The organism is Methanobrevibacter sp. (genome assembly GCF_036307625.1).
GTDB lineage: Archaea > Methanobacteriota > Methanobacteria > Methanobacteriales > Methanobacteriaceae > Methanocatella.
The window spans coordinates 1-15,546 of sequence record NZ_JAXJXF010000050.1 but is presented as its reverse complement, the minus strand read 5'-3'; the positions used below and the strand labels follow the sequence as shown (position 1 = coordinate 15,546).

Below are 15,546 nucleotides of genomic sequence, written 5' to 3'. Positions count from 1 at the left end.
TGTAAATGCTGTTGAAGTAACAAAGCTTTCTTTACTTCTCAAAGTATTGGAAGATGAAAATAAAGATGTTTTAGAGCAACAGCAGAAATTATACCAAGAAAAAGTGTTACCTAATTTATCTTATAATATTAAATGTGGCAATAGTCTAATAGGAACTGATATTTTAGAACAAGAAAATTTGGAACATGAAGATGTTCTAAAATTAAATCCATTTAACTGGGAGCATGAGTTTCCATTAGTCTTTGCAAATGGTGGCTTTGATGCAATTATTGGTAATCCTCCATACATCAGAACACAATTGTTAGATAAAATTAGCAAAAAATACTATAAAAATAATTACATGTCTTCAACTGGAATATATGATATATATGCTCTTTTTGTTGAAAAATCAATTAGTATTACAAAAAAAGGTCTTGTAGGTTTTATTTTGCCTAATAAATTTATTTTAGCAGATTATGGGAAAGGAATGAGGGAGTTAATTAAAGAAAAGTCTTGTTTACATAAACTAATTAATTTTAAAGATAATCAAATCTTTCATAATGCTAGTACCTATACTTGTTTATTGTTCTTAAAATCTAATTCAAAACATTTTAAATATTCTGAAATTGATGATTTTAGTAGTAAAATGTTATCTCTTATCAACGGGTATGATGAGTATGATGATGGAAATATTACTATTGGATTGTTAAATAATGATGCCTATTCTGAATCTGATTGGAAGTTTTATATTGGTAAAAGTGCAGGAATAGTTAAAAAAATGATGGATTATCCATTAAAATTAAATGATGTTTGTGATAAGATATTTCAAGGTCTAGCGACAAGTGCTGATAAAGTATATATTGTTGATAAAGTTTCGGAAGAAGATAATTTGGTTAAGATTTATTCTAAAATGAGTGAAACTAACCATTTAATTGAAAAAGAACTTCTGAAAAGATATATTAAAGGTAAAGAAATAAAAAGATATGGATTTGATTATAAGGAGAAACTACTGTTGTTTCCATATATTTTAAATGATGATAATTATGAATTAATACAGCCAAAAGAATTAAAAAAGAACTATCCTCATGCTTGGAAATATTTAAAAACTAATGAAAAAGTTTTAAAAGAAAGAGAACATGGAAAAATGAATAATAGAAATAAATGGTATGCTTTTACTTATCCAAAAAGTATGCTGGATTATAGGAATCCAAAAATCATGACTCCTAATAGTGCTTTTGACTCTTCTTTCTCATTCGATAAATATGGTGATTATTATATTACAGCTGGTATTTCAGGTGGATATGGATTAAAACTTAAAAAAGAATGTGGACTAGATGAGTTATATTTATTGCCTATATTAAACTCATCATTAATGACATTTTTAAATAGGAAGATTGGAAAATCCATGAGAGGTAAGTATTATTCCTATGAAGGTAGGGTAATTGGTAATTATCCGATTATTGAATTATCTGCTGTAGAACAACAAGATTTCATTGAGTTAGCAGAAAAAATGTTAAAATTAAACAAAAAGCTTCAGCTTGTAAAAACTCCACAAGAAGAAAAACTATTACGGATTCAAGTTGATAATCTTGACAGTCAGATTAACGCTAAGGTTTATGAATTATATGGCTTGACTAGTGATGAAATTTCTATTGTTGAAGATTCCATAAAGAATTAGTTTAAAAACGAATTTAAATGATGTAAGTGAAAACAATTATACTGTAGTATGGTTAATATATTAACTATATTTGTCTTTTTTGCATCGTTCAGTTGTCAAAAATCTAGGTAGTTTTTGCCTATTTTGGATAGGTAACCCACATGATTTTGTGTGGCTTTCTCTTAACATGCCATGAAAATTAATTATTTTTTTTTCTTGTTTTATTAAATTTAAAATAGTTTTTCACTGGTATTCGATGGCCTGCCAGGCCATTTCAAAGTTTTTCTCAAAAATGAGATCAATATCCTCATTTGGGAAATCTAACCAAATGCATTGAATTCCCATATACATGATATACAATGATTCGGCAATGTTTTTACTTGAAAAGTCTTTTCTGATTTCATTTTGCATTTTACCATCTTCGACAAGGTCGGTTAAAAATATTCCAATATCATTTCCTGTTTGTGAAATTACTCTTCTAACATCATCATTGGCATATTCTGTTGAGGTTAAAAGCATAAATACGCTTCTATAATTGATTTTTTCATTTATGCTTTCAATTTCCCTGCCGTTTATGAAGTGATGTAAAATATAAAGCAATGCATCATGGATTCTGTCCTTTGTGGAACCTTCAAGAGGGATTTTATCAAAATCGATTTTAATATAATCCACCATATACTTTTGCATAATTGCTTCAAATATGTCATTTTTATCTGAAAAATGATAATATATGCCTCCGGTTGTCAGTCCGGTGCAATTTCGAATTTCACTAATTGAAATGTCGATTGTGCATTTATCCAATATTAATTTTAGTGTTTTTTCAAGAATCAAGTCTTTAGTGTTCATCTAACCACACGATGTTTTTTAGTTAATTAATTATTCTCTGAATCTTATCTTTTCCCATTGCAAATCAAAATTATCTTCAAAGACGGAAATCATATCATCAATTATATATGTCTCCCATTTATATGTAATTCCTAGGTACATGATAATTAATGACTCTACAATGTCTTCGGTTGGTAGGTCTTGTCGGATCTGTCTGTTTTTTTGACCTTCCTCAATAATTTCTGTGAAAAATTCCTTCACTTCGTTTAGGAGGCTTTGGCATAACTCCTGATAATTTTCATGAGCAAATCCTTTTGCAGTCAAAATCGCCAATATGATTCTGTAGTCTATTTCATCATCAATCGATTCAATCTTGATTCCGCTTTGTTTTTCCTTAATAATTTCAGCCATGACGTCGTGGATTTTCTTTTTTGCATTTCCCTTTATCTGCCTGAGTTCATCAATATTGAATTTGTAAAAGTTTAGATAGTATCTTTCAGTAATCTCATTATATATCTCTTTTTTATTAGAAAAATGATGATATATTCCCCCGGTAGCAATTCCAGTGGCTGCACTGATTTCCCTAACGGAAATGTGGGAGTTTTGCTTTTCAATCATTAATTTTAAAGTCTTTTCTAAAATTAATTGTTTTGTATTCATACAATTAACAATTTATGGTTTATGGTTATTAAATGATGTAGAGAATGAACGTTCTGTCATGTTGGAAATTAATATAAAGAACAATTGTTCGATTATTTTGGAAAATATTAATTACTTTTGATTGAAATGTATGTTTTCTTAGGGCTAACACAAACCAAATTTATCTTAAAAATGTGAGAACCCCAACTTTTACAGGTTGGGGAAGTCCAAGTTAATGAAACCTGAAATGAATAGTCAACGAATGTTTTTCAATTAACTTTCGAGTCTAACAATGCTATTTGTATTTTAACACAGTTTGTAATAATTCTTTTTAATCATCAAATTAAAATATAATGTACTATATTTATTAATAATCAAAAACAAAACCCACTATTATGTATTGTATTCATTTACAATACCTATGTGTGTATTAATGAACAGAACGAACGTTCTGTTTGTTTATTTGATTTTTAGACAATATGAGGTATTTTTAAAATGAAGAAAAAAACGATAGTAATGTTGCTGATAACTCTTGTAATGATTATAAGTATCGGTGCAATTTCAGCGGCCGATACGAATGCTACATTGCTTGAGGAAGTCAGTGATACGGATATTGCAACAGTCTCTTTTGCTGTTGAGCAAAAAGACAATGCCACTTCGCTTGGTAGTGAAGCCGGCAATGATGTAGAACAGATTAATGTAAATAATAATCTAGATGAAATATCCAGTCATAAGGTGGAAAGTGCATCTTCTAGTTCAAAAGAGATTCTTTCTGCTTCAAATGATGATTTGCTTAAATCCGGTGGAAATAATTTTTACTATGATGGTACATGGTATGAAGATTTGGATGATGCCGTTGATGAGGCCTGTGATAATAATGGAGGAACAATACGCATTTGGGGAGGTACATACGGTTCCGATTCGGATGATGTAAAAATTACAATTAGTGATGGAGTACATTTAACATTCGAGCCTTATGGCTCTTCACACACAGTAATTTTTGACGGTAGCAAGAATGATAATTGGTTCTTTGAAATATCTGATAAAAATGCACATGTAACATTCAATAGAATAACCTTTAGAAATGGAGGTGCATTTCAAGGTGGTGCTATTGAAGTTGATGAAGGACAATTGAACGTGAATGACTGTATATTTGAGAGTAATAAAGCTTTTCAGAACCTTGCCGGAGGTTATGGTTGGGGTGGAGCCATTTATCTTGATGATGATGAATGTAGCCTCGTAGCCAGAAATTGCCGGTTCATAAACAATAATGCAGCATCCGGAGGTGGAGCTGTCTGCGTTGAAGGTGATGGATCTAACGCCGATTTTTATAACTGTTATTTTGAGGGCAATAAACAAGGTGATGAAAATAACGATGTTTATGATAAAGATTCAGGATCTCATTCTTTTTCCAATTGTGATTTTATAGGGCAGGGGTCCATTGATTTTACAGTAAATTATGTGGATCAGTCAGTTGAAATAACACCTGAAGTAGATGATGAGGTAAATTATTTGGTTTTATATCATTATGGTGCGTACTATGATAGTGTAGATTGTAATAGTGGCAGTACTAAAACTTTCAGAAATTTGGAACTAGGGTCATATACAATTTACATGAAGTATAATGATGAAAAAAGATATATTTATAAGGACGCTTCTTTCAGGATTGTAGCGAATGATTTTATTTTAAATGATAATCAGCCATTTAAAAGTTTATCTGAAGCTGTAAATGCTATTTCTGATGGTGGAACAGGTGTAATTACAGTTAAAAGTGGTATTTACACTGAAAGAGAAAATTTTAATGTGAAAATTCAAAATAATAAAAAGGTTACAATTAAAGCTCAAGAGGGTTCTCTGGAGCCGGTCATTTTTTCATCAAAGTCTTCTTCAACTGATAAGTTGTTGGACATATATGCTGGTTGTAATCTTACTATGGAGGGTATAACTATAACAGGCAAATTTTATAGTGCAATAAATTTCTGGCAGCATTCGTATGGTACCTTTTCAAATTGTAAATTTGAACATATTTCCGAGAATCCGCTTAATGTGCAATATTCAAATGTAGTACTGAATGATTGTACTTTTGAATCAAATGAATTTATATACGCTCACGAATCTACTCTAACTGTAAATGATTGTACTTTCACTAATAATACAGCACAGCATACTGGCGGAGCCATTTATGGTTATGATTCAACCTTGATTATAACTGGCTCAAAATTTATCGGAAATGTTGCTCCAAGAATAGGAGGAGCAATAGCTGCCAAAAATCTTATAGTCTCTGATACTGAGTTTATAGGAAACTCCGCTGAAAACGGAGGGGCAATTTTTTTATATAGGAACGATAACGGCTTCATAAACATAACTGATTGTGTTTTTGATTCCAATATTGCGACTGAAAATTATAGAAACATATACTTTATTTCACCCACAAGGGAAGCTAATTTTGAGCATAATGAATTTGATTTGAATTTAAAAATAACTCCAAAAGACGGTATCTATGGTCAGGAATACATTCTTGAGGGTGATTTCGATTGGGGATGTAATTATAATAATCCTTATACTGTTTTAGCAGGAGTTGCAGATGATGAAATTGTTTTTGGAGATTTGGTCACCATTGAAGATAATAAATTTAAAATAAATATGGGAGTGCCGTCCGCTGGAACACATGAATTATACATGCCTGGAATGTATTCTCAAGGGGACCGTATGGATCATTTCTTTGGTCATGATTATTTTTCTGATTTATATGGAAACGAATTTTATTTAAATGATGCGGGATATGCAAAAATATTGATTGATAAAGCAAAAATAACATTAACTCTTGAAGTAAAAGATGTATTAATACCTGAAACGCCGGTTTTAAATGTTTATGCCAATTGGGATTTGAATTATACTGTCTTTGTTCAAAATAAATATTATCAACTTGAAGTTGTAAAAGGTAAAGCAAGCATGCAACTGACCGGCCTTGATTTAGGCAATTATACAGTTGTTGCTATGCGTAACGCTGATGAAAACTTTGAGCTTGCAATGAATTTCACTTCATTCTCAATAAGCAAAACCTACAGCAATTTCCTTGTTTTAAGTACAAATGCGGAATATGATACCTTAAATGAGGCTGTAGCCAATTCCAATAGTGATGATACAATTTTTATTAAAAACGGTACATATAAAAACACTGGAATTGTAATATCAAATAAAACTTTAGATATTTTTGCTATGGGTGAAGTGGTCTTTGATGCTCAAGGCGGTGATGCCAATTTCATAATAGTCAGTGAAGACGCTGCAGTTGATATATGGGGCATAACATTCAGTGGACTTCACAACAGAAATACCAATTATGGGGCTATAGTCAATCACGGATATCTTTCATTATATTCATGTAATTTTACAGACAACAGGATTACAAAGACATCATTTGCCCAAAATGGTGGAGCAGCCATATTCAGTGACGGATATTTATTGGAGATTAACTATTGTAATTTCGTAAATAATGTCGCTCCTTTAAAAGTAGGTACTGCAGCAGTCACATCGTTGGGTCATGAAGATGTTTCAATCAGGGATTCCAAATTCATAAATAATTCTGCACGTGAAGGGGGAGCATTGCACTTTAAAAACCTGGTTCAATATGATGATGCAATCAGTGACTGTAATTTTGAACAGAATACTGCTGTTAAAGGGTCTGCAATATATGTAGGCAATAATTCCAGATATCTATCTGTTGTATCATCCAGTTTCAAGAAAAACGATATCAAAAATAATTTTGGAGAAAAGGCACAACTTGAAGGTGGAGTAATATATGTTAACGCCAACACCACTGAAGTGGTCTTGGATATTGGACAGTCCAATTTTGAAAACAACTCTAACAGTAAAGTTGATGGTGGAGTAATATGCCTTGATGGAGTTTCAAAAGCATACATTGAAGACTCTATATTCAATAACAATAAGGGTAATGTGGGTTCTGTAATTTTAATCAAAAACCCTTATAATAAAAAACTCACATTATTTGTAGACGGCAGTAACTTTATTAATAACAATGCAACAATTGGAGCTATTGCAACTTCTCCTAAAGTTACTACATTCATTGATGAGTGTCTTTTTGAAAATAACACTGGAGTAAACGGACATATTCACAGCAACGGATTTACAGTAGCTCATGATTCAGTCTTTGATGTTAGGGATGCTAAATTGAATGCATTGTCTGTTCTGTATGGTGAAAAATCTATTATTAACGGTACAGTAGATTTCGGTACCAATCTCTACGCAGCTGCCAATTTAACAGTTGCCGGTGAAAACGTCATTTTGGATATCGTAAACAATGAGTTCACCTATAAAACAGACATATTGAATCGTGGAAAATATTCTGCTGTTTTAAACAGTATTGGGGATGGCAACAATAACACATATCTGATGGACGGCATTACTGAAATTTTCAGAGTTAACCGTAATAGCATGGAATTTAATGTTTCAGTTGACAACATTACCTATGGTGAAACCCTGAAAGTCGTTGAAAGACTGCCTTCAAATGCTATGGGTGCACTGGTTTATCAATTGAGCGGAAAATATTATACAAAAGAAGAAATTGAGTCATTGAAATTGGATGCTGGAAAATATACACTTGTAGCTACCTATGATCATGAAGATTATGTGCTCTCAGCAGTTACTGTTAATTTTGAAGTTTATAAAGCCAATCCGACCATATCTGTAGCGGATGTGGAAGTAGGATATAACGACAGTATTATTGTAAACATAGAAACTAATGTTCCGTCAACATATACAATAGAAATTGGTGATTATAAAACTGTCAAATTTATTAACGGCAGCAGATCTGTTGAAATAGAAAATACCTTTGAACCTGGCACCTACACAATCAAGGTCACTTCACAGGAACGTGTAAACTACATATCAAATTCCACTGAGGCCACTTTGAAAGTCAATAAAAACCTTCCTCTGTTTGCTTTAAGTGTCTCTAATGAAGCTGCAGATTCAGATGATGCCGTCATCAAGGTTTCATCTCCGGTTAATGCAGAAGGAAATATGAAATACACAGTTTCAGATTCAAATAAAAACGTTGTTTATACACTAACTCAATCCTGCAGGGATGATTTAGTCATTTCAGGTTTGGATGATGGAACCTATGAAATCGATGCCGTATTTGAAGGTGACAACAGATACTATTCAACAAATAATATTCAAAAGACTTCATTGTCCATTATGAAATCATCAGCCAATCTCGACAATGAAATTCGCACTTCTACGGAGGATAATAATAATCTTGGTGAAGAGGATTATGAAGGTAGATTCATTTATCAACACGATGAAGATGATGATTACAGCTATTTTGATACTCTAAAAGATGCAGTTGATGAAGCTGTGTTATATGGTGCAGGTATCATTACAGTTAGAGGCGGAACATATTCCGTATCTAGTATGGATATTGAAGGAGAAGTTGAATTAACAATCAGAGCTTATGGAGACGAAAAGGTTATCTTTGACTGTGGTGGTAATGATTACTTCATGCTTTTAACATATGATGAAGAAGTAGAGTGGGTTACAACACCTCCACCTCCACATCCAGAGACAGAACAGACAGACGGCCCTACAGTTACACTTGAAAACATTACAGTAATGAATGGAGTTGCTACTTATGGTGGAGCTATTGACCTGGAAACAGGTACTTTAACCTTGATGAACTGTAATTTCTACAATAATCATGCTACTAATCAAGGTGGAGCCATTTATATTGGTAAATATGATTCAGAAAATGATGCAATGGTTATTGCAGTAAACACTACATTTATAAACAATGATGCAGAAAGTGAAGGTGGAGCAATCTATATTGCAGCCGACAATTTAGACGGTCAAGAAACATCAGCATCATTCTACTTATGTACCTTTTTAGAAAACTATCAAGGTGAAGGTGATGAGAGAGTAAGGAATTACTTTGCTGGTGGTAATGTTGATAAAATAACTAGTAAGTATTGTGTCTTTAACGGTAATGGACAAATAGATGATTTTGCTATAGATAAAATCAATCAGACTGTCCATGTTAAAGGTAAGTCTGTGGATTCATTTGATTCAGTGGTTTTACTGTACTTAGATCAAGTGCCTTTATACACAATTTACAACAACGGGTCCCGTGATTTCGACGTCACTTTTGAGGAGGTAATGGGCGGAAACTATACAGTAGGTGTAATGAACGACCATGACTTCAATACATATATCTTTGATATCAAATTTGAAATGAAAGTTCCGAATTTCATCATATCTGAAAATGAGGTATATGAAAACTTAACCGATGCTATTGATGCCGTTGCAGAAAATGGTGTTATTTTTGCAAATGTAAACTATTTTGATGAAGACAATATGGAAATTGATATCCGCAAATCATTCACCCTTAAAAATTTCAAGGATGATGGGGTTATGTTTGACGGAAGCAGTGCAAAATGGTTCTTTACAATAGCTGAAGGATGCACTGTTGTATTTAACGGCATTTCATTTACTGAAGGAGCAATGAAAAATCATGCAACAATTGAAAATTATGGTACTTTAATAATCACCAACTGTTCATTCGAAGGTTTTGAAACCGGTGTCATTATATACAATTCCGGTTTATTAAATATATTGAACAGCACATTTTCACTTAATTTCATTGACAATGCTGTTGTATGGAATGAAAAGGATTTGGTCATCGATACAGTTGAATTTTCAGACAATATCGTCAATGTAAGTTCTGTTGTATACAGCAATGGAGCTGCAGAAATCATCTCCTCCAATTTCACAGACAACTACAACAGTGGAAATGGTGGTGCAATATATAACAAGAAGTTATTATCCATTAAACGCACTGTTTTCACAGAAAATGAGGGTTACAATGGTGGAGCTGTTTATAATGAAGGAACTTTGGAAGTCCTGAACTCTACTTTTGAAGATAACACTGCAAACGGATATGGTGGAACAATCTTCAATGGAAATGAATTACATATCTTTAATTCAACATTCACCGGTGGATCCAGTGAACGTGATGGCGGTGCCATTTATAATAATAATATTATGACAGTGTTTAATTCCACATTAGTTGGCAATACCGCAAACGGCAAAGGTGGAGCAATTTACAACAACAAATCTCTGGAACTTACAAAATCCATTTTCGGAATTAACTTTGCTGAAGAGTTTGCAAACATATTCAATGCAGGAAATATCCAATATAGTGAAAACATATTCGATTTCTATGATGTGATATTGATTATACCTGATGGTGAATATGGCATTCCAACAACAATTACAGGTACACTTGACCCTCAATTCAACATGGATCTTCAATTAACATTGCCTGGTTTTGTTAACGGTGTTGATGCTTCAGTTACCATTTCGGATGGAGTATTTGAATATACTACAGCGATTTTGCCAAAAGGAATTTATGATGTTATATTAAATGAAGTCATTTATGACCGCTACGGCAACATCTATTATGGTGAAGCAATATTCGACAGGCTCATCGTACGTAAGGCGAATGTCCATATCAATGTGACTGTAGATGATATTGTCCTTAGAAATTCAGATCATGGTCGCCCTATTTTAACAATCAGTGCAAGTAGAGGCGGATTATTCTATCTTCTTTTTAATAATCGAATTACAAATGTCACTCTTCCTAGTGATGGTAAACTCACAGTATCTTTGGCTGATGTTGGGGAAGGAAACTACAGTGTAATGGTTGCATTTGAAGGTGATGAAAACTATAATGGTGCTGTAAACACAACCACATTCTCAGTCACACAATATGAAGGCAATTTCATTGTCAACAGTACAGGCGGTCAGTTCGATACATTACGTGAAGCTATTGAAAATTCTGCTGCTGAGGACACTATTTATGTAAGGGAAGGAACCTATTCAGCTCGTAGTAATGCCGAACTGAAGATTTCAGATAAGAAATTATCTATAATTGCACTTGGAGATGTTGTTTTCAATGTATGGCATGCTCAATGCTTTTTTGATGTTGGAGAAAACGCTGATGTTACTATATGTGATGTTGTAGTTAGAGATTTTCTTGTTTGGAGATCGTCTGGAATCATACACAATGAAGGTAATTTGACTGTTGATGGATGTATCTTTACTAATATTGATGATGGTGATAGTGGGTATATTGGTTCAATTATCTATAATGAAGGAAATTTAAACATTGTTGGATCTCAATTTTATGACAATTCATTAGTTTATTCAAGAATCATAACTAGTGTTGGTATATATTCCAATCTCATAATTAATGAATCAATATTTGAGAACAATGCAGTCCGAACCTTCATACAGCTTTCTCGTGCGAATTCAGCAAAAATAATATCAAGTGTATTTACCGAAAACAGAGTATCAAATAATTTTATTTTGATTGTGTATTCTAAAGATGTTCTCATCAGTTCTGCATTTTACAATAACACTCAGGATGGAGGAAGTTTTATTGATGCAGCGTATAATAAATACAGTGCCTTAGACCCATTCCCTAATATCCACAATCTGCGTTCTGATAATTCTATATTCATAGGCAATGCAGCGGATTATATAATCCAATCAACAAACTATCATAATACTATTTCAGGATGTATATTCACAGATAATACTGTTAAAAATGTTGTTTTAAGTAGTAGTGACAAAAGCCTATCAGTTCTTGAATCCACATTTTCAGACAACACAATTTCAGAAAACGGTGCATTAAACATTGCATCAGGAAATGCAATTGTCAACGGCAGTATCTTTACAAACAATAAGGCAAACAATTACAGAAACATCTATAACGATTCCAGTAATGTGAATATTACCAATTCGGTATTTGATGCCTTAAACGTTGATTTCACTGTTCATGATATTGACTATGGACAAAACGAAAAAATTGAAGGTACTATTGATACTGGTACAAACTGCAAATTTACCGTTTATTTGGACATTAACGGCAAATCTTATCCAGTCAATGTAACTGGTGATGAGTTCACCTGCAATGCAGGTATTCTTAACGGTGGGGATTATACTGTTACATTAAATGCAAAAGATAATAATTCAAACACTTTTGTATTTGATAAAGTAACTAAAATATTCACTGTCAGCCGTGTAGATCCTGGTTTAAACGTTTCTATAGATGACATTACTCAGGGTGAAAAATTAAAAGTTAATTCAACTATTGCTAAGAATGCTAAGGGTAATGTTGTCTATGAATTGAATGGTAAAGTGTACAGTAAGGATCAACTTGAAAATCTCACATTAAACTCTGGTAATTATTTGGTTACAGCAATATACAGGGGAGATAAAAACTACCTTCCGGTTAGTGAAATGGTTAATGTGAAGGTTAACAAAGTCGCTCCAAACATAACCGTAAATGATGTTGCTGTTAACTATGGTGATGAGATTAAAATCAATGTAACTGTCGATGTTGCTGATTATTATACTGTATTTTTAGACAACAGATACAATGAATCAGTTTCATTATATGTTGAAAACAGTACAATATTCACATTCTCAAGTGTAAACTTCAATCCGGGCAGTTATGACATTACAGTTTATGTATTTGGAAGTGATAATTATGCTGAAGCATATGTCAATGCCACTTTAACTGTCAATAAAGCTGCTGGTGTTTTCAATTTATCAAGTGATATAATTGATTATGGTGAAAATGCAACCATTAATGCATCAGTTCCTGTCAATGCATACGGAAACATTACATACAGAATATATGATGAAAATGAGAAACTGGTTTATAACATCACACAATCCTGTCTTGAAGACCTTATTGTTCCTAATTTGAGTGCCGGAAGATACAATGTCACAGGTACTTTTGAAGGTGATTCTTACTACACTAACGAATCTATAATCAATTCAGGTGTAATATTTGTAAGAGAAATTGTGGATGTAAACATTAGTGTATCTAATATAACTTATGGGGAAAATGCCATTGTCACTGTTAAGAGCAATGTTGATGGTGAGTATCTTGTTTATGTGGGAACTGAACCTATTTTGGTAACTGTTGTAAACGGTACTGGAAATGTGTCTGTTTCTAATTTAAATGTTGGAAGTTATATTGTTAATGTAACTGTTGTTGATGGTAATTATTCAGGATTTAATGAAAATTCATTTGACGTTGATCCTAAACCTGTTTCAGTTGTTGTATCTGTTGATGATATTGTATATGGTGAGGATGCTGTTGTTTTGGTTTACGGTGAAATCGATGGTGAATACATTGTAGAAATAAACAATCAGAATTATACTGTAAATGTTGTTGATGGTAAAGGAAATACTACAATTAATAATTTAGGTCTTAATTACGATATTTTAGTTTCTGTAACAATTGCTAACGGTAACTATAGCGCATATAATACCACAACATTTAATGTAGTAAAACAGGGCACTCCAATTTCCTTAGAAGTATTAACTGGGGAAAATAATGTGTCAATGACTGTTAATGTTAATGATACTGCAACAGGCCTTGTAAAATTCCAGGTAACAGGTACAGAAGAATACACACTCTATGTTGATGTAATTGACGGTAAGGCAGTTCTTGAAGATATTCTTGAAATCGGTGATTACACAGTTATCGCAACCTATATGGGTGATAGCAGGTTCAGCACCAACATTACCTATCAGGATTTCACTATCCGAGGCCACATCAAGAAAAATACTACCATTGATGCTCGTGCTGATGTGAATGGATACAGAGTTACATTAACTGTTAATGTTGATGAAAACGCTACAGGATTTGTAAAACTGACTGTTGGCGATACTGTGGCTAATATTGAATTAGCAGATGGTGTAGCAACACTGACAACCACCTTAATGCCAAACAGTTACTATATGGATGTGACTTATCTTGGTGATGACAACTACAATGTGAACAGTACTGTTGTAACATTTACCGTAGCAGAAATTTCTAAGGAAAATACTACTATTGGCCTTAACATTTCTGTAGGTGAAACCAGTGCTGTGTTTGATGTTGACTTGAATGAAAGTGTAACTGGATTGGTTAAATTCTATATAGTCGCTAAGGAAAGCAGTGAGACATCTACTATGTATGTGGATGTTAAAGATGGTAAAGCTGAACTTTTAGTTAATGGTATGGAATCCGGAAATTATACTGTAACTGCAACATATATGGGTGATTCTGTATTTAATACAAACGCTACTTCTGGGGACTTTGAAATTATTGGTCATGTCTTGAAGGATACTCCAATTGCTGCAACAGTCCAAACCAATGGAAATAGGGTTCTTTTAACTGTTAATGTTGATGAGAATGCTACTGGATTTGTTGAAGTCAAATCTGGTGACAGTATATCAAATATTGCTTTGGAAAATGGTGAAGCTACATTGGCTATTACCTTGCCTTACGGAAGCTACAGTTTAGTTATAACTTATTTAGGTGATGAAAACTACAATAAGAACTCCACTAAATGTGAATTCACACTTATAGAGCCTGCTAAGGAAAACACAGCAATCTCTTTGGATATTGACACTGAAGAAAACAATGTAACAATTACTGCTACTGTTAATGAAAATGCAACTGGTCTTGTTAAATTCCAAGTAACTGGTGAAGAAGAATACACTTTATATGCCGATGTAATTGACGGTGAAGCGGTTCTTGAAGATATTCTTTTAACTGGTGATTACACAGTAATTGCAACCTATATGGGTGATAGCAGGTTTAATACCAACATTACTTATGAAGACTTCACTATCAGGGGCCACATTAAGAAGGAAACTCCTATTAATGCCGGTGCTATTGTGAATGGAAATAGGGTCACATTAACTGTAAGTGTTGATGAAAACGCCACTGGATTTGTAAAACTCTCTATTAGTGGTGGTGTTACATACATTGATGTTATTGACGGTGTTGCTAGCTTAACAACTACACTTACTCCAAACAGTTACTTTGTTGATGTGACTTATCTTGGTGATGACAACTACAATCCAAATGCTACAAAGTTAACTTTCACTGTCATGGATGCCGTAAAACAGAACACTCCAATTTCATTGGATGTTGATACTTCTGAAAATAATGTTGCATTTATTGTTAATGTGAATGAAACCGCAACAGGTTTGATTAAATTCTATATAGTCAGTAAAGAAAGCGGTGAGACATCTACTATGTATGTGGATGTTAAAGATGGTAAAGCTGAACTTTCAGTTAACGGTATGGAATCTGGAAACTACACTGTAACTTCAACATACCTGGGTGATTCTGTATTTAATACCAACACAATCACTAAGGACTTTGAAATTATTGGTCATGTCATGAAAGATACTCCAATTTATGCAACAGTCCAAACCAATGGAAATAGGGTTCTTTTAACTGTTAATGTTGATGAGAATGCTACTGGATTTGTTGAAGTCAAATCTGGTGACAGTATATCAAATATTGCTTTGGAAAATGGTGAAGCTACATTAGCAATTACATTGCCTTACGGAAGCTACAG

At 33.1% G+C, this 15,546-nt stretch carries 4 protein-coding genes; 2 read left to right on the top strand and 2 right to left on the bottom strand.

What is annotated here, in order from left to right; translation table 11 throughout:
* A partial coding sequence (locus tag UIB65_RS02960; protein WP_330039642.1) for an Eco57I restriction-modification methylase domain-containing protein occupies window positions 1-1,657 on the top strand: 1,657 nt, incomplete at its 5' end.
* Between the two features lie 222 nt (window positions 1,658-1,879).
* Here the strand turns inward: UIB65_RS02960 and UIB65_RS02955 are convergent.
* Window positions 1,880-2,482 carry a TetR/AcrR family transcriptional regulator gene (locus UIB65_RS02955; RefSeq protein WP_330039641.1) on the bottom strand — a complete coding sequence of 201 codons (603 nt, stop codon included), beginning with the start codon at window positions 2,480-2,482 and terminating at the stop codon, window positions 1,880-1,882.
* 30 nt (window positions 2,483-2,512) lie between these two features.
* On the bottom strand, window positions 2,513-3,121 hold the full coding sequence (locus UIB65_RS02950; RefSeq protein WP_330039640.1) for a TetR/AcrR family transcriptional regulator: 609 nt from the start codon (window positions 3,119-3,121) through the stop codon (window positions 2,513-2,515).
* Window positions 3,122-3,595: 474 nt separating this feature from the next.
* Here UIB65_RS02950 and UIB65_RS02945 point away from each other — a divergent pair.
* Window positions 3,596-15,546, top strand: an 11,951-nt coding sequence (locus UIB65_RS02945) for a right-handed parallel beta-helix repeat-containing protein (protein WP_330039639.1), incomplete at its 3' end; no start/stop codon positions are given.

Coding starts and splice junctions, on each gene's coding strand:
- UIB65_RS02955 (WP_330039641.1), bottom strand. CDS start 2,482: ATGAACACTAAAGACTTGATTCTTGAAAAAACACTAAAATTAATATTG.
- UIB65_RS02950 (WP_330039640.1), bottom strand. CDS start 3,121: ATGAATACAAAACAATTAATTTTAGAAAAGACTTTAAAATTAATGATT.